This is a genomic window from Streptomyces sp. SDT5-1 (assembly GCF_052245995.1).
Lineage (GTDB): Bacteria > Actinomycetota > Actinomycetes > Streptomycetales > Streptomycetaceae > Streptomyces.
Genome location: NZ_CM125963.1, coordinates 8,340,052 through 8,360,256 on the forward strand (window position 1 = coordinate 8,340,052; position 20,205 = coordinate 8,360,256).

25 protein-coding genes and 2 pseudogenes are annotated in these 20,205 nt (G+C 72.0%); 20 read left to right on the forward strand and 7 right to left on the reverse strand.

The window, feature by feature from the left end:
• Nucleotides 1–11: 11 nt before the first annotated feature.
• Nucleotides 12–953, reverse strand: coding sequence for an alpha/beta fold hydrolase (locus ACTWJ8_RS38445; RefSeq protein WP_356384664.1), 942 nt, complete (start codon nucleotides 951–953; stop codon nucleotides 12–14).
• Nucleotides 954–1,113: 160 nt separating this feature from the next.
• Between ACTWJ8_RS38445 and ACTWJ8_RS38450 the strand changes: the two genes are divergently transcribed.
• The 9 genes from ACTWJ8_RS38450 to ACTWJ8_RS38490 all read left to right on the forward strand — a co-directional run bounded on the left by ACTWJ8_RS38450 (nucleotide 1,114) and on the right by ACTWJ8_RS38490 (nucleotide 8,312).
• On the forward strand, nucleotides 1,114–2,517 hold the full coding sequence (locus ACTWJ8_RS38450; protein WP_443262075.1) for an MFS transporter: 1,404 nt from the start codon (nucleotides 1,114–1,116) through the stop codon (nucleotides 2,515–2,517).
• Nucleotides 2,514–3,338 (forward strand): enoyl-CoA hydratase, encoded by an 825-nt coding sequence (locus ACTWJ8_RS38455; RefSeq protein ID WP_443262076.1) that lies wholly within the window; start codon nucleotides 2,514–2,516, stop codon nucleotides 3,336–3,338. Before ACTWJ8_RS38450 ends, ACTWJ8_RS38455 begins: the two co-directional genes overlap by 4 nt.
• Before the next feature lie 78 nt (nucleotides 3,339–3,416).
• On the forward strand, nucleotides 3,417–4,229 hold the full coding sequence (locus ACTWJ8_RS38460) for an SDR family oxidoreductase (protein ID WP_443262077.1): 813 nt from the start codon (nucleotides 3,417–3,419) through the stop codon (nucleotides 4,227–4,229).
• The gene (locus tag ACTWJ8_RS38465; protein ID WP_443262078.1) at nucleotides 4,226–4,855 is read left to right on the forward strand and encodes an HAD family hydrolase; all 630 of its coding nucleotides are present in this window, start codon (nucleotides 4,226–4,228) and stop codon (nucleotides 4,853–4,855) included. Before ACTWJ8_RS38460 ends, ACTWJ8_RS38465 begins: the two co-directional genes overlap by 4 nt.
• 32 nt (nucleotides 4,856–4,887) lie before the next feature.
• Nucleotides 4,888–6,108, forward strand: coding sequence for an acyl-CoA dehydrogenase family protein (locus tag ACTWJ8_RS38470; protein ID WP_443262079.1), 1,221 nt, complete (start codon nucleotides 4,888–4,890; stop codon nucleotides 6,106–6,108).
• Nucleotides 6,105–6,866, forward strand: coding sequence for an SDR family oxidoreductase (locus tag ACTWJ8_RS38475; RefSeq protein ID WP_356384682.1), 762 nt, complete (start codon nucleotides 6,105–6,107; stop codon nucleotides 6,864–6,866). Before ACTWJ8_RS38470 ends, ACTWJ8_RS38475 begins: the two co-directional genes overlap by 4 nt.
• A gap of 54 nt (nucleotides 6,867–6,920) precedes the next feature.
• A complete protein-coding gene (locus tag ACTWJ8_RS38480; RefSeq protein ID WP_356384685.1) occupies nucleotides 6,921–7,271 on the forward strand; it encodes a luciferase domain-containing protein in 351 nt (116 codons plus the stop codon).
• Between the two features lie 19 nt (nucleotides 7,272–7,290).
• Nucleotides 7,291–7,869 (forward strand): dihydrofolate reductase family protein, encoded by a 579-nt coding sequence (locus ACTWJ8_RS38485; protein ID WP_356384688.1) that lies wholly within the window; start codon nucleotides 7,291–7,293, stop codon nucleotides 7,867–7,869.
• Between the two features lie 77 nt (nucleotides 7,870–7,946).
• Nucleotides 7,947–8,312 carry a helix-turn-helix domain-containing protein gene (locus ACTWJ8_RS38490; protein WP_356384691.1) on the forward strand — a complete coding sequence of 122 codons (366 nt, stop codon included), beginning with the start codon at nucleotides 7,947–7,949 and terminating at the stop codon, nucleotides 8,310–8,312.
• Between the two features lie 7 nt (nucleotides 8,313–8,319).
• On the opposite strand, the pseudogene ACTWJ8_RS38495 reads toward ACTWJ8_RS38490, so the two are convergent.
• Nucleotides 8,320–8,698 (reverse strand): annotated as a pseudogene (locus tag ACTWJ8_RS38495) (DUF488 domain-containing protein).
• 112 nt (nucleotides 8,699–8,810) lie between these two features.
• On the opposite strand from ACTWJ8_RS38495, the gene ACTWJ8_RS38500 reads away from it, so the two are divergent.
• Nucleotides 8,811–9,437 carry an HdeD family acid-resistance protein gene (locus ACTWJ8_RS38500; protein ID WP_443262080.1) on the forward strand — a complete coding sequence of 209 codons (627 nt, stop codon included), beginning with the start codon at nucleotides 8,811–8,813 and terminating at the stop codon, nucleotides 9,435–9,437.
• A 75-nt stretch (nucleotides 9,438–9,512) separates the two neighbouring features.
• On the opposite strand, the gene ACTWJ8_RS38505 is transcribed toward ACTWJ8_RS38500, so the two are convergent.
• The 4 genes from ACTWJ8_RS38505 to ACTWJ8_RS38520 form a co-directional block, all read right to left on the reverse strand.
• Nucleotides 9,513–10,577, reverse strand: coding sequence for a hypothetical protein (locus ACTWJ8_RS38505; RefSeq protein WP_443262081.1), 1,065 nt, complete (start codon nucleotides 10,575–10,577; stop codon nucleotides 9,513–9,515).
• Nucleotides 10,578–10,713: 136 nt separating this feature from the next.
• Nucleotides 10,714–11,211, reverse strand: coding sequence for a response regulator (locus ACTWJ8_RS38510; protein WP_443262082.1), 498 nt, complete (start codon nucleotides 11,209–11,211; stop codon nucleotides 10,714–10,716).
• A 66-nt stretch (nucleotides 11,212–11,277) separates the two neighbouring features.
• A complete protein-coding gene (locus ACTWJ8_RS38515; RefSeq protein ID WP_443262083.1) occupies nucleotides 11,278–11,436 on the reverse strand; it encodes a hypothetical protein in 159 nt (52 codons plus the stop codon).
• Nucleotides 11,437–11,536: 100 nt separating this feature from the next.
• Nucleotides 11,537–11,938, reverse strand: coding sequence for a VOC family protein (locus ACTWJ8_RS38520; RefSeq protein WP_356384709.1), 402 nt, complete (start codon nucleotides 11,936–11,938; stop codon nucleotides 11,537–11,539).
• Nucleotides 11,939–12,082: 144 nt separating this feature from the next.
• On the opposite strand from ACTWJ8_RS38520, the gene ACTWJ8_RS38525 reads away from it, so the two are divergent.
• The 3 genes and pseudogenes from ACTWJ8_RS38525 to ACTWJ8_RS38535 form a co-directional block, all read left to right on the forward strand.
• The gene (locus ACTWJ8_RS38525; RefSeq protein WP_443262084.1) at nucleotides 12,083–13,882 is read left to right on the forward strand and encodes a thiamine pyrophosphate-requiring protein; all 1,800 of its coding nucleotides are present in this window, start codon (nucleotides 12,083–12,085) and stop codon (nucleotides 13,880–13,882) included.
• Between the two features lie 56 nt (nucleotides 13,883–13,938).
• Nucleotides 13,939–15,156 carry an AAA family ATPase gene (locus ACTWJ8_RS38530; RefSeq protein WP_443262085.1) on the forward strand — a complete coding sequence of 406 codons (1,218 nt, stop codon included), beginning with the start codon at nucleotides 13,939–13,941 and terminating at the stop codon, nucleotides 15,154–15,156.
• Nucleotides 15,157–15,161: 5 nt separating this feature from the next.
• Nucleotides 15,162–16,520, forward strand: a pseudogene (locus ACTWJ8_RS38535) (VWA domain-containing protein); the annotation flags it as partial.
• A gap of 6 nt (nucleotides 16,521–16,526) precedes the next feature.
• Here the strand turns inward: ACTWJ8_RS38535 and ACTWJ8_RS38540 are convergent.
• The gene (locus tag ACTWJ8_RS38540) at nucleotides 16,527–17,462 is read right to left on the reverse strand and encodes a cation diffusion facilitator family transporter (RefSeq protein WP_443262086.1); all 936 of its coding nucleotides are present in this window, start codon (nucleotides 17,460–17,462) and stop codon (nucleotides 16,527–16,529) included.
• 72 nt (nucleotides 17,463–17,534) lie between these two features.
• On the opposite strand from ACTWJ8_RS38540, the gene ACTWJ8_RS38545 reads away from it, so the two are divergent.
• The 7 genes from ACTWJ8_RS38545 to ACTWJ8_RS38575 all read left to right on the forward strand — a co-directional run bounded on the left by ACTWJ8_RS38545 (nucleotide 17,535) and on the right by ACTWJ8_RS38575 (nucleotide 20,156).
• Entirely contained in the window at nucleotides 17,535–17,705 is a 171-nt protein-coding gene (locus ACTWJ8_RS38545) for a hydrophobic protein (RefSeq protein ID WP_356384721.1), read from the forward strand.
• Nucleotides 17,706–17,780: 75 nt separating this feature from the next.
• On the forward strand, nucleotides 17,781–18,209 hold the full coding sequence (locus ACTWJ8_RS38550; RefSeq protein ID WP_443262087.1) for a hypothetical protein: 429 nt from the start codon (nucleotides 17,781–17,783) through the stop codon (nucleotides 18,207–18,209).
• The gene (locus ACTWJ8_RS38555) at nucleotides 18,206–18,475 is read left to right on the forward strand and encodes a monovalent cation/H+ antiporter complex subunit F (protein WP_443262088.1); all 270 of its coding nucleotides are present in this window, start codon (nucleotides 18,206–18,208) and stop codon (nucleotides 18,473–18,475) included. Before ACTWJ8_RS38550 ends, ACTWJ8_RS38555 begins: the two co-directional genes overlap by 4 nt.
• Nucleotide 18,476: 1 nt before the next feature.
• Nucleotides 18,477–18,770 carry a monovalent cation/H(+) antiporter subunit G gene (locus ACTWJ8_RS38560; RefSeq protein WP_443262089.1) on the forward strand — a complete coding sequence of 98 codons (294 nt, stop codon included), beginning with the start codon at nucleotides 18,477–18,479 and terminating at the stop codon, nucleotides 18,768–18,770.
• On the forward strand, nucleotides 18,767–19,036 hold the full coding sequence (locus ACTWJ8_RS38565; protein WP_356384731.1) for a DUF4040 domain-containing protein: 270 nt from the start codon (nucleotides 18,767–18,769) through the stop codon (nucleotides 19,034–19,036). Before ACTWJ8_RS38560 ends, ACTWJ8_RS38565 begins: the two co-directional genes overlap by 4 nt.
• Entirely contained in the window at nucleotides 19,033–19,815 is a 783-nt protein-coding gene (locus ACTWJ8_RS38570) for an MnhB domain-containing protein (RefSeq protein WP_443262090.1), read from the forward strand. Before ACTWJ8_RS38565 ends, ACTWJ8_RS38570 begins: the two co-directional genes overlap by 4 nt.
• A complete protein-coding gene (locus tag ACTWJ8_RS38575; protein WP_356384737.1) occupies nucleotides 19,812–20,156 on the forward strand; it encodes a sodium:proton antiporter in 345 nt (114 codons plus the stop codon). Before ACTWJ8_RS38570 ends, ACTWJ8_RS38575 begins: the two co-directional genes overlap by 4 nt.
• Nucleotides 20,157–20,205: the final 49 nt, after the last annotated feature.

Here is a 20,205-nt window from a genome sequence, read left to right on the forward strand (position 1 = left end):
TGCGGATCGTATCAGCCGAGATCCGCGAGAAACTCCAGGAGAGCGGCGTTGACGGCGCCCGCGCGCTCCTGCTGGATCCAGTGTCCCGCCCCGTCGAGCACGACGCGCCCGCGCAGGTCGGTCAGCACCTCCTCGAGCCGGTCGGCCGGCATGAACCGGCCCACCGGGTCCGCGGACCCGGTGACGAACAGCGCGGGGCGGTCGATGGTCCGCCCGGCGAGGTGCTCGGTCAGCGCCCAGGTGCGGTCCATGTTCCGGTAGTAGTTCAGGCCGCCCGTGAAGCCGGTGCGCTCGAACTCGGCGACGTAGTAGGCGAGTTCCTCCTCGCTCAGCCAGGGCGCCGGCGGGAAGTGCTCGTCGGGGCGCGCGGCCCACTCCGCCGACCAGATCTCCCGTGTCACCAGCGTCCTGCGCACGTTCTGCGCGAGGGCCCGGTCGGCGACGCCCGGCTCCTGGAACCACACGATGTAGAACGCGTCGCCGAGCCGCCTGCGCATCACCGGCAGCGGCTCGACGGGGGAGCGCGGCGTCACCGGCACGCTCATCCCGACCACGCCCCGCACCCGCTCCGGGTGCTCCCACGCCATGTGCCACACGACCTGCGCACCCCAGTCGTGCCCCACGAACACCGCGTCGTCCGCGCCCACGGCGTCGAGAAGCCCGACGAGGTCCGCGCAGACGGTGAGCGTGTCGTACGCGTCCTGGTCCTCGGGCCGCGAACTCCCGCCGAAGCCGCGCATGTCCGGAGCGAGCACCCGGTACCCGGCCGCGCCGAGCGCCAGCACCTGATGGCGCCACGAGAACGCCAGCTCGGGGAAGCCGTGGCAGAGCACCACGAGCGGCTTGTCCGAGTCGGCGGGGCCGTGCTCGAAGACCCGCAGGGAGATCCCGTTCGTCTCGACCTGCCGCGAGGTCACGCGCTTCCACTCGGTCACGGCTTCGGGGGCACTCATGAGGGCAGCTCCTTGGTGTCGGTGCCGGGGGTGCGCCCTGAACATGCCCTGTTCACCGGCGTGTTCAAGGTATTGAAGTTGACGTTGGGTTCAAATATACAGGGGGCGGCCGCAGGTCCCCAGCGGTCGTGACATGTCGGACGACGGAGGAGCACCGCTCGTGAATCCGCCCACCGCACAGCCCCGTAAGGGCGCCGAAACGGCAGCCACCGACACACCACCGGCGCGCGCGTCCGGAAAACTCCTCGCCGCGGGACTCATCGGAAGTTCCATCGAGTGGTACGACTTCTTCCTCTACGGCACGGCCGCCGCGCTGGTCTTCCCCGCCGTGTTCTTCCCCGAGTCGTCGGCGCTGACCGGCACCCTGCTGTCGTTCAGCACCTTCTGGGCGGGCTTCGTGGCGCGCCCCATCGGCGGCGTCGTCGCCGGTCACCTCGGCGACCGGCACGGCCGCAAGGCGATGGTCGTGCTGTCCATGGCGCTGATGGGCGCCTGTACGTTCCTGATCGGCTGCCTGCCCGGCGCCGGAGTCCTCGGGGCCGCGGCGCCGCTGCTCCTGGTGGTCCTCCGCTTCGTGCAGGGCCTCGCCTGCGGCGCCCAGTGGGGCGGCATCGCGCTGCTGCTCACCGAGTCCGCATCGCCCAAACGCAAGGGCTACGCGGGCACCTTCGGGCAGATGGGCGTCTCGATCGGCGTGTGCCTCGGCAACGGCGTCTTCCTGCTGTCGAGCGCGGTCACCTCGGACGAGGCGTTCCTGAGCTGGGGCTGGCGCATCCCGTTCCTGGTCAGCGCCGTGCTGCTGCCCGTCGTGATGTACGTGCAGAACAAGGTCGAGGACTCGCCCGAGTTCCGGCGGATGGCCGAACAGGCCGCCGCGAAGAGCGAGAAGGAGAAGATGGCGCGGGCGCCCGTCGTCGAGGTGATGCGCACCAAGTGGCGCACCGTGCTGCTCGCGGCCGGACTCCTCGCGGGCACGAACTGCCTCTTCTACATCAGCATCGCCGGTGTCATCAGCTACGCCGCCGAGCACCTCGGCCTCGACAAGGACTCCATCCTGCTGGTCGCGCTCCCGGTGACCGCGGTCGGCGCCGTGTTCGTGCTGTGGGCCGGGTGGCTGTCCGACCGGGTCGGCCGACGGCCCGCCGTGCTCGTCGGCGCGGCGATCATCGTGCTCTGGGCGTTCCCGTACTTCTGGCTGGTCAACACCGGATCGCTGCTGTGGCTCGGCGTCGCCGTGCTGATCGGCGGCTTCGGCCAGTCCCTCACCTACGGGCCGCTGGCCGCGTACATCGGTGAGCTGTTCGAGCCGCGGGTGCGCTACTCCGGTGCCTCGCTCGCGTACCAGATCGCGGCGCTGACCATCAGCGGCGGCACCCCGCTCATCATGACCGCGATCATCGGCGGCACCGGCGGCACGACCTGGGTGTCGGTGTTCGTCGCGGCGATGGGCCTGCTCACCTTCGGCAGCGCCTGGGTGCTGCGCGAGACCAACCCGCGCGAGGTGCGCGAGGACCCCACAGCGGTGCCGGGCACGCGGGCCGCCGCGGAAGGAGCACGACCGTGACGACGACCGGGCAGGACCTGGCGTACGCCGAGCGGCGCGGCGCCGTGAGCGTGGTGACGCTCAACCGCCCCGACCGGCTCAACGCCTGGACGAACGAGCTGGAGGACCGCTACTTCGCGCTCCTCGACGAGGCCGAGGCCGACCCGGACGTCCGGGCGGTCGTGGTGACCGGCGCGGGCCGCGGGTTCTGCGCGGGCGCCGACATGGCCGAGCTCCAGCGGATCGGCTCCGCGGACGCGGCGAGCGAGGAACGGCCGAAGCGGGACCGGCCGCGCTGGTTCCCGCTGACCCTGCGCAAACCGCTGATCGGCGCGATCAACGGGGCGGCGGCCGGGCTCGGCCTGGTCGAGGCGCTGTACTGCGACATCCGGTTCGCCGCGCCGGAGGCCAAGTTCACGACGTCCTTCGCGCGCCGCGGGCTGATCGCCGAGTACGGCATCGCGTGGCTGCTGCCCCGGCTCGTCGGGCCCGCGCGCGCCGCCGACCTGCTGCTCTCGGGGCGGGTCGTGCGGGGCGCGGAGGCGTACGAGATGGGGCTCGTGAACCGGGTCGTCGAGCGGGAGCAGCTGCTCGACGAGGCGGTCGCCTACGCCACGGAGCTGGCCACGTACTGCTCGCCCACGTCGATGAGCGTCATGAAGCGGCAGCTCGCCGAGGCGTACGAGACGGACTTCGAGTCGGCGGCGCGGCGGGCGGAGGCCCTGATGGAGGAGTCCTTCGCGCGGCCCGACGCGGCCGAGGGCGTCACCAGCTATCTGGAGGGCAGGCCGCCCGCCTTCCCGCCGCTCGACTCCGCGGAGTCGCAGGGCAGGACGCTCTAGAACTTGACGTCGGATTCAAGTACGGTGAGGGCGAGCCGCCAAGGCGGGCGTCGGATGTGAAAAGGGGCGGAGAGCGGGATGTTGATCAACGACAAGGTCGCGATCGTGACGGGGGCCGCCGGAGGCATCGGCGCGGCCGTCGCCCAGCGTCTCCTCGAAGCCGGCGCCCGCGGCGTCGCCCTCACCGACCTCGACGCCGCCCGCCTCGACGCCACCGTGCAGCGGCTCGCCGAGACCCACGGCGAGCGTGTCACGGGGCGCGCGGGCGACGCCGGGGCCACCGAGCATCTGCGCGGCCTGATCGCGCACGCCGAGGAGCGGTTCGGCCCCGTCGACCTGTACTTCGCCAACGCCGGCATCAGCGGCGGCGCCGGTCTCGACGCGAGCGAGGAGGAGTGGGAGCGCGCGCTCGACATCAACGTCATGGCTCATGTGCGCGCCGCGAAGCTGCTCGTGCCGGGCTGGGTGGAGCGCGGCGAGGGGTACTTCTTCTCCACCGCGTCTGCCGCGGGGCTCCTCACGCAGATCGGCTCGGCGACGTACGCCGTCAGCAAGCACGCCGCCGTCGCCTTCTCCGAGTGGCTCTCGGTCACGTACGGGGACGAGGGGGTGCGCGTCAGCTGCCTGTGCCCGCAGGGCGTCGAGACCGAGCTGCTGATGGCCGGCACCCGCTCCTCCGACCCCACGGAACAGGCCGCCGCCCGCGCCGTCCTCGACGCCGGGGACCTGCTCAAGCCGCTCGACGTCGCCGACGAGGTGATCGCGGCCGTCGGCGACGAGCGCTTCCTCGTCCTGCCGCACCCGCAGGTGCTCGACTTCTACCGCCACAAGGGCAGCGACTACGACCGCTGGCTGCGCGGCATGCGCCGCTACCAGAAGTCCGTCCGATGACCGCGCGCACCGCCGTCCTCTTCGACTTCGGGGGCGTCCTCACCACCAGCCTCATCGACGCCTTCGAGGACCTCGGCCGCGAACTCACCGGCGAACCGGGCCTGTTGCTGCGCCTGCTCACCCACGACAAGGAGAGCAGCGCCCTGCTCGTCGAGCACGAGAAGGGGCTCATCGGGCAGGACACGTTCGAGGAGGGCTTCGCCGCCCGCCTGCGCGCCCACGGCGCCGACGTCCAGGCGGCCGGACTCGTCACCCGCATGCAGGCGGGCCTGCGCCCCGACCCCGACATGGTCGCCCTCGTCGCGAGGCTGCGCGCCGACGGCGTACGCGTCGGACTGCTCTCCAACTCCCTCGGCGATGACTGCTACGCGGGCTTCGACCTGCCCGCCCTCTTCGACGCCGTCACCATCTCCGGCGAGATCGGCGTCCGCAAACCCTCGCGGCGCGCCTACGCCATCGCCTGCGAACGCCTCGGCGTCGCACCCGAACAGACCGTCATGGTCGACGACCTGGAACAGAACATCACGTCCGCGGCCCGCATCGGCATCGCCGGCGTCGTGCACCGCGACGCCGCCACGACCACCACGGAACTCGACCGCCTGCTGGGCGTGTCGGGCCGCGTGTGACACCGTACGCACAGACTCGGGAGGAACCACTCGTGTACGAACAGACCGCCAGGGGCAAGGAGTACCAGGAGAAGCTGCTCGCCTTCATGGACGAGCACGTCTACCCGGCCGAGCAGGTCTACGCCGCGCAGATGGCGGAGTCCGGCGACCCGCACTTCCACCCGCCGGTCATCGAGGAGCTGAAGACCGAGGCGAAGAAGCGCGGACTGTGGAACCTCTTCCACCCGCACCCCGAGTGGGGCCCCGGGCTCACCAACCTCGAGTACGCGCCGCTCGCCGAGATCATGGGCCGCAGCCCGGGCCTCGCCCCCGAGGCCACCAACTGCAACGCGCCGGACACCGGCAACATGGAGGTCCTCACCCTCTTCGGCACCGAGGAGCACAAGGAGAAGTGGCTCAAGCCGCTGCTCGACGGTGAGATCGCCTCCGCGTTCGCCATGACCGAGCCGGCCGTCGCCAGCTCCGACGCCAGCAACATCCAGATGCGGATGGAGCGCGACGGCGACGACTACGTGCTCAACGGCCGCAAGTGGTGGACCTCCAACGCCCTGCACCCGAACTGCAAGGTCCTCATCGTCATGGGCAAGACGGACCCCGACGGGCCCGCCTTCCGCCAGCAGTCGATGATGGTCGTGCCCCTCGACACCCCCGGCGTGACGATCGTCCGCGGCCTGCCCGTCTTCGGCTACCAGGACCGCGAGGGCCACGCCGAGGTGCTCTTCGAGAACGTACGGGTCCCGAAGACCGCCCTGCTCTCCGGCGAGGGCGACGGCTTCATGATCAGCCAGGCCCGGCTCGGCCCCGGCCGCATCCACCACTGCATGCGCTCCATCGGCATGGCCGAGCGCGCCCTCGACCTGATGATCGACCGCGCCCAGGCCCGCACCACCTTCGGCTCCCCGGTCGCCGACCGCGGCAACATCCAGGACTGGATCGCCGAGGCCCGCATCGAGATCGACATGGCGCGGCTGCTCACGCTCAAGGCCGCGTACCTGATGGACACCGTCGGCAACAAGGAGGCGCGCACCGAGATCGCCGCGATCAAGGTCGCCGCCCCGAACGTCGCCCTCAAGGTCGTCGACCGCGCCATCCAGGTGCACGGCGGCGGCGGTGTCTCCGACGACTTCCCGCTGGCCAGCATGTACGCGCACCTGCGCACGCTGCGCCTGGCAGACGGGCCCGACGAGGTGCACAAGCGGACCATCGCCCGGCGCGAGCTGCGCCGCCGGCAGAAGGAACGGGGTGAGAAGTGACCTCTCCGGAGGGAACTCTGGAAGGACGGGTCGCGCTCGTCACCGGCGCGTCGCGGGGCATCGGCCTCGCGGCGGCCGGGGCCCTGCGCGACCGCGGCGCCCGCGTCGTGGTGACCTCCCGTGACGAGGAGCGCGCCAAGGAGGCGGCCCGCCGACTCGGCGACGGTGTCGAGGGGTTCGGCGCGCACGCCACCGACGAGGACGCCGCGCGGGCCTGCGTCGACCATGTCGTGGCGACGTACGGCCGCCTCGACGTGCTCGTCAACAACGCCGGGACCAACCCGGCGTACGGCCCGATCGTCGAGCAGGACCACGCGCGCTTCGCGAAGACCATGGACGTCAATCTGTGGGCGCCGATCCTGTGGACGTCGCTCGCGGTCGAGGCGTGGATGGGCGAGCACGGCGGGGCGATCGTCAACACCGCCTCCATCGGGGGACTTTCGGTCGCGCGCGACGTCGGCATCTACCACGTGTCCAAGGCCGCGCTGATCCACCTCACCAAGCACCTCGCCCTCGAACTCGGCCCGAAGGTCCGCGTCAACGCCATCGCGCCCGGGGTCGTCCGCACCCGTCTCGCCGAGGCGCTCTGGCAGGACAACGAGGACACCGTCGCGGGCGCCACCCCGCTCGGCCGGATCGGCGAACCCGAGGACATCGGCGCGGCAGTGGCCTTCCTCGCGGGCGACGGCGCCCGCTGGATCACGGGGGAGACCCTCGTGGTCGACGGCGGCCAACTCGTCGGATCGGGCCCGCTGTAACCACCCGATGGATGGGGGTGGTCCTCCAGGTGAAGCGTGCGCGAGGATGGAGGCATGACCGCGGCCCAGCGCGCCATGACCGAGCTCGGAACATGGCCGAACCTGGTAAGTGGCCCGCCCCGGTGCTCGGTTGGGCACGCGTTTCGCGCGGCGGGCCACGATCTCGTGCACTTCCACGCCGACGACTGCGCCGATCTCTATCTGACGTCGTCGGCCGTCCAGCGACTCCTGCCCCAGCTGCGACACAACAGTGCGATCCGGGTGCAACCGGGCGCCTCGTGGATTACCGTGCTTCTCGAATGCGACACGGATGTGCAGCTCCTGCTGAGCCTGGTGAGCGTCGCCCTGAAAGAGCACGATGCGCACGCCTGCCCCTCACCTCCGTGTGACTGGGAGCGCGGCTAGCGACGAGAGGCGAGCGTCGATGCGCAAGATCGTTTTCATGATGGGCATCTCACTCGACGGCTACATGGAGGGCCCCGACCGGGACATCGGCTGGCACCGGGTCGACGAGGAACTGCACCAGCACATGAACGACACGTGCCGGAGCTTCGGCGGCTTCCTCAGCGGACGCGTCACGCACGAGCTGATGGTCGACTACTGGCCCACGGCCGACAAGGACCCCGAGGCCTCGCCCGCCGTCGTCGAGTTCGCGGGCATCTGGCGCGACATGCCGAAGATCGTGTTCTCCCGGACCCTGAAGCCGGGGCCGGGGGAGTGGCACACCACCGTCATGTCCGAGGTGTCGCCCGAGGCGATCCGGGCGCTCAAGGAGCAGTCCGGCGGCGACCTGGTGATCGACGGGGCGAACCTGGCGCGGACGTTCCTCGAGCACGACCTCGTGGACGAGTTCCGGACCTACGTGCACCCCGTCCTGATCGGTACCGGCACCCCCATGTTCCACCCGGCCGCCACCTTCGAGGACCGCCCGCTGCGCCTCCTCGACACCCGGACGTTCGGCAACGGCGTGGTGCTGCTGCGCCACGAGCGCGACCGGGGCTGAGCGGCCGCCCCGCCCCCGGATATCGCCCTGGGCGAAGTACGGCGCGGGCGCCGCGCGGGCCCTCGTACGGTGGGGCGATGAGCAACCAGGAGATCCGCCGCCCCCGTCCCGCTCCGGCCCAGGAGCCCCTGTGGCGCGACGTCGTGGGCGTGGTGCTGCGGCGGCGCAGGCGGGCGCAGGGCCGCACGCTCCAGGACGTCGCGGACGTCGCGGGGATCTCGATGCCGTACCTCTCCGAGGTCGAGCGCGGCCGCAAGGAGGCCTCGTCCGAGATGCTGGCGGCCGTGGCGGGCGCGCTCGGCCTGGGGCTCGGCGACGTACTCGTCCTCGCGCAGGGCGAGTTGGCGCAGGCGGTGCGGCCCGTCCGGCTGGTCTCCGTCAGCCGCGTGGGCAGTGCGGCGGGACGGGGCGGCGCGCAGGGCACCGTCTGCCTCGCCGCCTGAGCCGGGCTCAGCCCTGCTCGAGGGCGCGCACGAGCACCGGGACGTGGCTGTGCTCGATGTCCTTGACCGACGTCACGAGCGTCACCCGGCCGTGCTCCGCCAGCGAGCGCACCCCGGTCCACGAGGTCGGCGCGCTCCGGCTCCGCCAGCTCCGCCGTGTAGCGCTCGGCGAAGACGTCGTACCGGTCCTCCTTGTCCGCGTGGTACCAGGAACGCAGCTCCTTCGACGGGGCGATGTCCTTGAGCCACTCGTCGACGTCGGCGCGCTCCTTCGAGATGCCGCGCGGCCAGAGGCGGTCGACGAGCAGGCGGGTGCCGTCGGACGGGGCGGGCGGGTCGTAGACCCGGCGGACGGCGAAGGGGCCCGATCCGTGTTCTGCGGTCATGGGGCCATTGTGCGAGGCGGGCACGGCGGACGCCCAGGGGGGACGGGGGCCGGGTCATCCGTTCGGCCCACCCGCGATGGCGGAGCCCGGGGTTCCGTAGCGACAGTCGAGCATGACCCACGCACCGTACGAACCGCAGACTCCCCACCGGACACCCGGCGGTGACCCCGCGCAGGGGCAGGGGCCGCTCGGCAGACTCGCGCAATCCGCCTGGCAGGCCGTGCTGCTGATGGGGGTCGCCTCGGTGATCCTGGGCGTGCTCGTGCTGGTGTGGCCGGGCGCGTCGCTGCGCGTGGCGGGCATCCTGTTCGGCCTGTACCTGCTGGTGAGCGGCATCTTCCAGCTCGTCGCCGCGTTCGGCACGCACGCCACCGCCGGGATGCGCGTTATCGGCTTCATCAGCGGCGCCCTCTCGGTGCTGCTCGGCCTGTTCTGCTTCCGCGGGGCGATGGAGTCGACGCTGCTGCTCGCCCTGTGGATCGGCATCGGCTGGCTGTTCCGCGGCCTCACCCAGACCGTCGCCGCGGCCTCCGACCCGGCGATGCCGGCGCGCGGCTGGCAGGTCTTCCTCGGTGTGGTCACCGCGCTCGCCGGCGTCGTCCTGATCGCCTCGCCGTTCGAGACGCTGGCGGTCCTCACGCTCGTCACCGGCATCTGGCTGCTCGTGGTCGGTGTCGTCGAGATCGGTACGTCGTTCGCGGTCCGGAAGCGGGCGAAGGACATCCCGGCAGGGGTGTGACCGGCACGCGGCATGTACGGCCGAGGGCCCCGCTGGATCAGCGGGGCCCTCGGCCCGGGTGCGGGTGCGTGCGCGTCAGACGCCCACGGCCTCTTCCAGCTCCTCCTCCATGTCCTGGTCGCGGACCTGTTCGCGCTTGTGCTTGTGCGCGGGGGCGGGCGCCGCGGCGGTCGGCACCTTCCTGCGGCGCTCGGCGAGCCCCGCGACCGTGATCATGGCGGCGCCGACGAGCAGCCAGGCCACCAGCGTCCAGATGTTGCGGCCCAGGTCGTGCTGCCCGAAGTAGAGCAGGCTGCGCGCGCCCTCGACGTACCCGGCGCCGTTCCAGAAGCTGTGCAGGCCCGCGAAGAAGCCGTTCTGGAGCTCGGGCCTGAAGATCCCGCCGGAGCTGGTGAAGTTCAGCATCACGAACAGGACCATCACGCCGAGCGTCGTCCACTTCTTCAGGAACGTGTGCAGTCCGACCCCGATCAGCAGCACGCCTGCCGAGTACAGCCACGTCATGCCCCAGATGCCCCACAGGTGGCTGTGCGCCAGATGGAAGACCGGTCCGGCGAAGGCCGCGCCGATCAGGCTGACCACGCCGGACGCGCCGACGATGAGCAGCGCGCGGGTGCGCATCCGCAGCGCGGCGCCCGCCCCGCCGATCACCGCGACCGAGGCGTACGAGCCGATGCTCACCGCCACGAGCAGGAAGAACAGTCCCTGGCCCGTCGGGTCGTCGTCGACCGTCGGCGCCACGTCGGTCACCTTCAGGGGCGCGCCCTGCTGCGCGGCGACCGGCGTGAAGATCTTCTCGACGGCGGAGACGGTGGTGTCGGAGCCCGCCGACGCCACGATCAGCTCGGGCTTGTCGCCCAGGACGTAGGCGCCGTCGATGTCGCGCGTCTCGAGCTGGTCGACCGCGGCGGAGCGGGCGTCGAGGGTGCGCACGTCGAGCGCGTCACCCGCCTTGTCCTTCACCGTCTGCGCGAACACCTTCGCCTCGGGGCCGGAGCCCACGACGGCGATGGGCATGTGGTGCGGCTCGGGCGAGGCGAAGGCGCCGAGATAGGCGAGGCCCATGCCCACGCACATCAGAAGCGGGGTGAGCAGATGCGTCAGGACGTGGCGCAGCGCAGGTTCGCGCGTGCCGCTCATGAGCAGGACCTCCACGGAATCGTCGGCAGTCAGTTGGCTTATACAACTCTTGGTGCAGTTGTACTCTACAACTGAAAGTCGGGTCGAAGGGCCCTCGGACGGTGTGACCATGGCCACGGGGGAGGGGAGTGGCAGGTCAGGCGGGGCGCGGCAGCGGCTGGGGCGGGGCGGCGTGCGCCGGTGGCGCGGAGTTGTCCCCGTTACCGTTCTCGTACGCACGAAGGCGCTCGCGCAGCGCGTGCATGCGTAGGCTCGTCTCGTACAGATAGCGGACCTTCGTCCGCATCACCCAGGGCTCGACCGGCTTCACGACGTAGTCCGCCACGCCCAGTTCGAAGGCCTTGGCGGCGAGCGCGGTGTCCTGGCCCGCGCCGGTGATCATCATGATCGGGATGTCCTGGGTCTGCTCGAGCCGCGCCATGTAGTGGGCGACCTCGAAGCCGCTGACGTCGGGCATCAGCACATCGAGCAGGACGAGGCCGATGCCGCCGCGCAGCACGGCCTTGAGCGCGTCGTCGCCCGTCGCGGCCCGGTCGACCGGATAGCCGAGCGGGGCCAGCGCGCTCTCCATCGCGAAGAGAGTGTCGTCGCGGTCGTCGACGACGAGGATCCTCGGCCGTGCAGCGGTGGGCATCGCCAAGCGCCTCCCCTCGTCGGCACCGACAGCATATGCCGGAATCAACAAGAGGGAAGGGGGTGCTCAGTCCTCTCCGCGCACCAGATTCCAGTCCGTGTCGCGGTCGTTGTCGGTACCGGAGGGCCCACGTCCGTCGCCCTGTGCGGGGCGGCAGGTGCGGATCCTGCCCTTGACCTCGCGCTTGGTCTCGGCGGGATACGGAGCGCGCTCCTTTGTGTTCATGATCGGATCCCTCTCCGACCGAATTCCGAAAGGATTCGGTCGAGTTCGGCAGTAGACGGATGTGTGGACGCCGGGCGAGGAGCCTCTCGCGGTGCGTCGCTCAGCCGGTCTTCGGCGCAGGCCGGCGCGCGCAGTGCGTCGCGAAGGGGTGCCCGGCGGGGTCGGAGTACAGGCGGGTCTCGTTCGGGCCGCGGGCGCCGCGGGTCTCCAGCGGGCGGGCGCCCAGGCCGATGAGCCGGCGCTCCAGCTCGTCGAGGTCCTCGTGGTTCACCAGGAAGTCCAGATGCGCCTGCTGCGAGTCGTCGGGGCGCGGCCAGCTGGGCGGGGCCGCGTTCAGGTCGCGGCGGAACGCCATCCGCGTGCCCTGGGCGCCGACGACGTCGATGCGGTTGCTGCCGGGCGAGTTGTGGATCTCGCCGTCCAGTACCGTCCGGTAGAACTCGGCGAGCTCCTCCGGCTCCGCGCAATCCAGGACCAGCACTCCTGCCTGCACCAGGCTCATCACTCCTCCTTCTCCGCGCCCCCGTGGCACGCGTTGCCGCGCCGGGTACCCAGGGACGGGCGCGCCAACCGGGTTTCCCGGCCCCCTGACTGGTCACCCGGCCTTCGGCAGCGTTCGTATTCCTCGATCCGAAAGGTCCCGGCAATGAGCACCAAGGTCGCCGATCACATCCTCGACCGGCTGCGCGCCTGGGGCGTGGAGCAGGTCTTCGGCTATCCGGGCGACGGCATCAACGGCCTGCTCGCCGCCTGGGGGCGGGCCGAGAACCGGCCCGAGTTCGTCCAGGCGCGGCACGAGGAGATGGCCGCCTTCGAAGCCGTCGGCTACGCCAAGTTCAGCGGCCGCGTCGGCGTCTGCGTGTCCACATCGGGACCCGGTGCGATCCACCTCCTGAACGGCCTGTACGACGCCAAGCTCGACCACGTGCCGGTCGTCGCGATCGTCGGCCAGACGGCGCGCAGCGCCATGGGCGGCTCGTATCAGCAGGAGGTCGACCTGCACACGCTCTACAAGGACGTGGCCTCCGACTTCGTGGAGACCGTCACCGTCCCCGAGCAGCTGCCCAATGTGCTGGACCGCGCCTTCCGCACCGCCGCGGCCCGCCGCGCCCCCACCGCCGTGATCATCCCGGGCGACGTGCAGGAACTCGACTACACCCCGCCGCCGCACGCCTTCAAGATGGTGCCCTCCAGCCTCGACCGCAGCTCCTGGACCGCGGAGCCCGCGCAGGAGGCCGTGGAGCGGGCCGCCGAGGTCCTCAACGCGGGCGACAAGGTGGCCATCCTCGTCGGACAGGGCGCCGCCGGAGCGAAGGAGGAGGTGCGCGAGGTCGCCGAGCTCCTCGGCGCCGGCGTCGCCAAGGCGCTCCTCGGCAAGGACGTGCTCTCCGACGAACTCCCGTACGTCACCGGCTCGTCGGGCCTGCTCGGCACCCGGCCCTCGTACGAGCTGATGCGGGACTGCGACACCCTGCTCACCATCGGTTCCAGCTTCCCGTACTCCCAGTTCCTGCCCGACTACGGCAAGGCGCGCGGCGTCCAGATCGACATCGACCCGCACATGATCGGCATGCGCTACCCCTACGAGGTGAACCTCGTCGGCGACGCCCGCGCCACCCTGCGCAGGCTGCTGCCGCTGCTGCGCCGCAACGAGGCCCGCGACTGGTTCGACGAGACCTGTGCGAGCGTCCGGCGCTGGCACGACGTGATGGGCCGCCGCGCCGAACTGAGCGCGGACCCGATCAACCCCGAGCACGTGGCCCGCGCCCTCGACCCGCTGCTGCCCGAGGACGTCATCCTCACCTCGGACTCCGGCTCCGCCGCCAACTGGTACGCCCGGCACATCACCATGCGCGGCACCATGCGCGGCTCCCTGTCCGGCACGCTCGCCACCATGGGCTGCGGTGTCCCGTACGCGATCGGCGCCAAGTACGCGCACCCGGACCGGCCCGTCGTGGCGCTCGTCGGCGACGGCGCGATGCAGATGAACGGCATGGCCGAACTCATCACCGCCGCCAAGTACCGCGAGCGGTGGAGCGACCAGCGCCTGGTCATCGGCGTGTTCAACAACCGGGACCTGAACCAGGTCACCTGGGAGCTGCGCGCCATGGGCGGCTCGCCGTCGTTCGTGCCCTCGCAGGAGCTGCCCGACGTCGACTACGCCGCGTTCGCACGGCAGTTGGGCCTCACCGGCATCCGCGTCGAGAAGCCCGACGAGGTGTCCGACGCCTGGAGCGCGGCGCTCACCGCCGACGGGCCCGCCGTCGTCGACTTCCTCACCGACCCGTCCGTGCCGCCCATCCCGCCGCACGCCACGTGGGACCAGATGGAGTCCACCGCGCAGGCCATCCTCAAGGGCGACCCGCAGAGCACCGAGGTGGTGAAGCAGGGCTTCAAGGCGAAGGTCCAGGAGTTCATGCCGGGCACCGGCAAGCGCGGCCACTGACGTATTTTGGGTCCCACGAGACATCGGTGGGGCCTTGCGGACAGGGGGGAGCGGCAGTGGACGCGCGGGACGCGCTGGGGGAGCGGGACGACGACACGGCACGGCGGTTGCGCGCCGTCTGCGACGAACTCGCGGACCGCTTCTACGAACGGGCCGACGTCGTCCGCACCCTGGTGACCGCGCTGCTCGCGGGCCGGCACTCCCTCGTGCTCGGCCCGCCCGGCACCGCCAAGTCCGAACTGGCCCGCGAGCTGACCGGCCGGATCGACGGCGCCACGTACTGGGAGATCCTGCTCTCCAAATTCACCGCACCGACCCGGATGTTCGGGCCCATCGACGTCGCGGCGCTCGCCCGCGGCGAGTACCGGCAGGTCTACGACGGGCGGGCCACCACCGCGCATATCGCGTTCATCGACGAGATCTTCAAGTGCTCCACCGCCGCGCTCAACGAGACGCTCGGCTACCTCAACGAGCGGATCTACCACCCCGAGAACGGCGGAGCGCCGATCCACTGCCCGCTGATCGGCGCCATCACCGCCAGCAACGAACTGCCCGAGGGCGAGGAGTCCGCGGCGATCTACGACCGGCTCCTCGTCCGCATCGAGGTCGGCTACCTGGAGGACCCCGCGAACTTCGCCGCCCTCGTCCGCTCCGCCGTCACGGCCCGCACCGAACCCCCGCCACGCACCACGATCGAACTGGCCGCGCTGCAAAGGGCCGTGGCCGAGACCGTCCCCGCCGTCGACGTCCCCGACGTCATCGTCGACGCGATGGGCACCCTGCGCGCCGCCCTGCGCCGCAAGGAGATCGTCGCGTCCGACCGGCGCTGGCGGCAGGCGGTCGGCCTGCTCCAGGCCTCCGCGTACCTCGACGGCCGAGGCGCGGTCGCCGAGACGGACCTGTCGGTGCTCACCCACGTGCTGTGGGACTCGCCCGCCCAGCGGCCCACCGTCGAGCGCGAGGTGCTGCACCTCGTGAACCCCGACGCCAAGGAGGCGCTCGACCTCGCCGACACCATCGAGGAGATCGAGGCCCAGCTCGACGCCATGGCCGGGCAGTCCCGCGAGGCGCTGAGCGACTGGGTCATCAAGAAGGCCCACCACCAGCTCGCCACGGCGGCCCAGCGCCTGGAGAAGCTGCGGGCGGAGGCGGCGGGCGCCGGCCGCTCCACCGCCACCGTCGACCGCGTCATGGGCCGTCAGCGCGCCGTCCGCGCCCGCGTCCTCACCGAGGCGCTCGGCGTCGACGCGCACGCGGTGGGGGACCGGCCCTGAACGGGGCCGTGGTCGCGGACCACTTCGACCGGCTCACGTGGCGCGACACGTACGAACAGGCGGCGGGGCTGCGGGAGTTGGCGGCCGACCTCGCCGCCCGCCACCCGTGTGCGCAGGATCTGATGGCGGACGTGTTCCTGTCCGCGTACCAGGCCCGCGTGACCGTCCGCGACCTCGCCGACATCGCGCCCTCGGGACACCTCGCCCACGCGTTCGTCACCGCGCTCCTGGAGTCACCGGACTTCACCGACGCGCGCCGCGACACCGTCGGCGACCCCTACACCGCCGCCATGGCCCTCCTCGCGCAGGGACCCGCGCTGCGGGCCCTCCTCGACCAGGAGGCCGAGCGGCCCCGGCCCCGGGGAGCGGGACCGAACGAGCAGGCGGCCGTCGGCGCCGCAGCCGCGCCCGGTGTCCGCGCCGCCGCCCGCACCGCCGCCGCCCAGGCAGCCCGCGCCGTACGACAGGAGGCCTCGCTCATGCGGGCCTGGGGCGTCGGCCCGGGCGAGCTGGAGAGGCTGCCGTTCGAGCAACGGGCCCGGCTCGCGGAGCGGCTGCGCGGCGGACGCCTCGCCGAATGGGCCGAACTCATCGGCAGCTTCCGGCAGATGGCATCCGGCGAACGCGCCCGCAAGGTCGAGAACACCACCGGCGAACTCGTCGGCGTCACCCTCGGCGACGACCTGTCCCGCGTCGTCCCCTCCGAACTCGCGGGCCTGGGCGTGCCCGCCCTGCGCGCCGTGTTCGCCGCCCGCTACGCCGCCGGTGAGCTGATGCTCTACGACAGCCGGGGCGACCGACCCGCCGGGCGCGGCGCCGTCATCGCCTGCGTCGACACCTCGCACTCCATGTACGAGGCCGGCCCCGGCGGCGTCACCCGGGAGGCGTGGGCCAAGGCGTGCGCGCTCGCCCTGCTCGACCAGGCCCGCGCGGGCGGCAGGGACTTCGTCGGCATCCTGTTCTCCGCCGCCGACAAGGTGCGCGTCATCCGCTTCCCCGCCGACCGCCCCGCCTCCCTCGACGACACCCTCGACTTCGCGGAGACCTTCCTGGGCGGCGGCACCAGCTACCAGGCCCCGCTCGGCGCCGCCCGCGACGTCCTGGAGCGCGAGTACGCCGACACGGCACGCGCCCGCGGCGACATCGTGCTGCTCACCGACGACGACTGCGGCGTCACCGAGGAGTGGACGCGCGACTGGAACGAGGCCAAGCGGCGGCTCGGCTTCCGCGTCTTCGGCCTCGCCGTCGGCGCGCCCCGTGCCGCGCGCGAGGACTCCGTGCTCGACGCGCTGTGCGACAACCTCCGGTCCGTCGAGGACTTCACCGACGTGCACGCCGCGGCCGACCTGTTCCGCGTCATCTGACCGCGCTCAGCCCTCCCGTACCGGCTTCGGCGCGTTCACCACGTCCAGGAACACCTGGTCCGCCTCCGGCCAGCGCTCCCGCACCGCGCGCTTCACCCGCTCCAGGACCAGCTCCAGACGCTCGCTCTCGATGCCCGGTGCCAGGTCGATACGGGCCGCCACGAGCGTCGAGTCGAGGCCGAGCCGCATCGTGTGCAGCGTCGCCACATTGTCGATCTCGGGCTGCGCGGCGAGCAGTTCGCGGATGTCGCGGTGCAGCTCCGGATCGACCGCCTCACCGATCAACTGGTCCCGGGCGCTCCTGCCGAGCCGGTACGCCACGTACACAAGGAGCACCCCGATGCACAGCGACGCCGCCGCCTCCCACTCGATGCGGCCCGTCACCATGTGCAGCACCATGCCGCCCGCCGCGAGCAGTACACCGATCACCGCCGTGCCGTCCTCCGCGAGGACCGTGCGCAGCGCTGGGTCCGAGCCGATGCCGTCGCCCGGCTGTGCCCGCACCTGGTGCACGGCGCGGGCCAGCGACGTGCCCTCCGCGACCAGCGCGACACCGAGGACCACGAGCCCGGCCACGTACCCGCTGCGCGACTCCTCCTGCCCGCCCGACGTCAGCGCCTCGAAGGCCTGGAAGAACGAGAAGCAGCCGCCCATCACGAAGATGCCGACGGCCGCGAGCAGCGACCAGAAGAACCGCTCCTTGCCGTAGCCGAACGGATGCCTGCGGTCCGCGGGCCTGCGGCTGCGGCGCAGCGCCGCCAGCAGGAACACCTCGTTCAGGCTGTCCGCCACCGAGTGCGCCGCCTCGGAGAGCAGCGCGGGCGACGCGGCGATCAGCCCGCCCACCGCCTTGGCGACGGCGATCAGCAGATTCGCCGCGAGCGCCACCAGGACGGTGAGGCGTGTTTTGCGATCGTCTTCCTTCGCATTCTTCTCGGTCACGTCAACTCGCAGAGGGTGAGTGGAGTACGGGATCGATTCGCGGGAACTCGGTGCCCCAAGGAGGTATTCACCGTGATTCCTGTTCTGCTGGTCCTGTTACTCGCGCTGCTGCTTTTCGGTGCGGGGTTCGCCGTGAAACTGCTGTGGTGGGTGGCCATCGCCGTGCTGGTCGTGTGGCTGCTCGGGTTCGTGATGCGCGGTACGACGGCGAGCGGATCGAGGTCGCGTTGGTACCGGTGGTGAGTAACCGAACCAGGTACCGATAAACCAGGGCGCGAAACCTTTGAAATTCTTGACGGCGCCTTTCGAGGAGGAACGATGATCCGCGAAATGGTGGCCTGGGCGGTTCTCGCCTTCGCGCTCTGGCTCGTGCTCGTCAGCACGATCGAACCCTTGGAAATTCTCGTGGGCGCCGCCGTCGCGATTCTCGCGGCGGTCGGCGCCCACGCCGCGCGTCGGGCGAGCGGCGCGCGGTTCGGCGCCGGCGCCAGAGCCCTGCGGGCGGTGGCCGCCTGGCCGGGCACCCTGCTGCGAGACAGCGGGCGGCTGTGCGTCGCGGCGACCCGGCGCCGTGCGGGCTCGTTCCGCACGGTGCGCCTCACCGAGGGCGCGGGACCCGCGTGGTCCTGCGCCCTTCTCTCGTCGACCCCGTCGGCGTACGTCGTGGACATCGACGACGACACGGGCGAGGCGCTGCTGCACGTCCTCGACGACGAACCGTCCGCGCTCGAAAGGGCGCTGCGATGACGGCCTGGGCGTGGGCCTGCCTGGTGCTCGCGGCCGGCGGGCTCGTGCCGTGCGCGGCCGCCGTGCTGCGCGGCTCTCCGCTGGACCGCACGGCCGCCGTCGCCCTCGCCGCGCCGCTCGCCGTCGCGGTGTTCCTCGCGCTCGCCCAGGCCTTCGCCCGGCCCTCGTACGTCGACATGGCGGTGGTGCTCGCGCTGCTCTCTCCGATCGGCGTGCTGGTGTTCACGCGCTGCCTGCCGCACGACGACTCGACGGGCGACGAGTGACATGGACGCCCGGCACGTCTGCGCGCTCGTCCTGCTCTGGGCGGGCGTCGCCTTGCTGCTCCTGTCGGTGCTGGCCTTCTGGCTGCTGCCGCGCCCGTACGCGCGGCTGCACGCGCTCGCCCCGGCGGGCTCCCTCGGCCTGCCGCTGGTGGCGCTGGCCGCCGCCGTCGACACGGGCCCGGGCCGCGCCGCCGTGAAGCTCCTGTTCATCGCCGTGGTCGTCGCCGTCGGCGGCAGCGTCAGCACCATGGCGCTCGCCCGCGCCCGCGCGCGGCAGCGGAAGGAGACGCCGTGAGCCAGACCCTCTACGACATCGTCCTCGTCGTGCTCCTCACCCTCGTCGCGTGCGCCGCGACCGGCGCCGCGCTGACCCGCGACCCGGTGCGCCAGGCGCCGGTCCTCGCGATGCTCGGGCTGTTCCTCGCCCTCACCTTCGGCATCCTCCAGGCGCCCGACGTCGCGCTGTCGCAGCTCGCCGTCGGCACCGCCGTCACCCCGCTCCTGATCCTCCTGACGGCCCGCAAGACCCGCCCGCCGCGCCGCCGCAAGGACAAGTCGTGAGCCGGCGCGCCCGCATCGCCCTGTTCCTCGGCGCGGCCCTCGTCCTCGCCGGCTGCTTCGCCGCGGCGTGCACCCACCTGCCCCCGTTCGGCACCGACCACCACCCGTACGGCGACCGGGCGCTGCTCGCGTCCCTGAAGCAGCAGACCGCGAACGCCGTCGCGTCCGTCACCTTCGACCAGCGCGGCTTCGACACACTGGGCGAGGAGTTCCTGCTGTTCGCCTCGGTCGTCGGCGCGACCGTGCTGCTGCGCCGCGCCCGCGACGAACACGCCAGGCCCGCACGCCCCCAGCGCGTCCTGCCGTCCACGCGGCTCTTCGGCGCGCTGCTGCTGCCCGTCGTGCTGCTGTGCGGCGGCTACGTCGTCGCGCACGGCCACCTCACGCCCGGCGGCGGCTTCCAGGGCGGCGTGATCCTGGCGACCGGACTGCACCTCGCGTACGTCGCCGCCGACTACCGGGCGCTGCGCCGCGTACGGCCCCTCGCCTTCCTCGACGCCGCCGACGCGGTGGCCGCGGGCGCGTTCGCCGCGCTCGGCCTCGCCGGACTGCTGGCGTCCGGCGCCTACCTGGAGAACGTGCTGCCGCTCGGCTCCCTGCGCGACATGGCCTCGGCGGGCCTCGTGCCGGTCCTGAACGTGGCCGTCGGCATGGAGGTCGCCTCCGCGATCGTCGTCCTCCTCGCCCAGTTCCTCGAACAGGACGTCGAGCTGGAACGCGAAGGCGGAGAGAAAGCCCGAGAGGGAGCAGAAGGACGACAAGGAGGTGAGCGGGCATGACCGTCCTGCCGTTCCTGTTCTCCGGCTGGATCCTGCTCGTCGGCCTGTACGGCATGGTGACCAGCCGCGACCTCGTGCACACCGTCGGCTGCCTGTCGGTCGCCCAGTCCGCCACGTACGTGCTGCTGCTCGCCATCGGCTACCGCGAGGGCGCCACCGCCCCCGTCCGCGCCGACACGAGCGTCCGCGCGCCCGTCGTCGACCCCGTCGTCCAGGCGCTCGCCCTCACCGACGTCGTCGTCGGCGCCACCGTCACCGCGCTGCTGCTCGCGCTCGTCGTCCAGATCGGCAAACGGCACCACACCACCGACCCCGACGAGCTCGGCGAACTCCGGGGCTGACCGGCCGTGCCGACCACCGATGCCCTGCTGCCGCTCGCCGTCGCCGTCC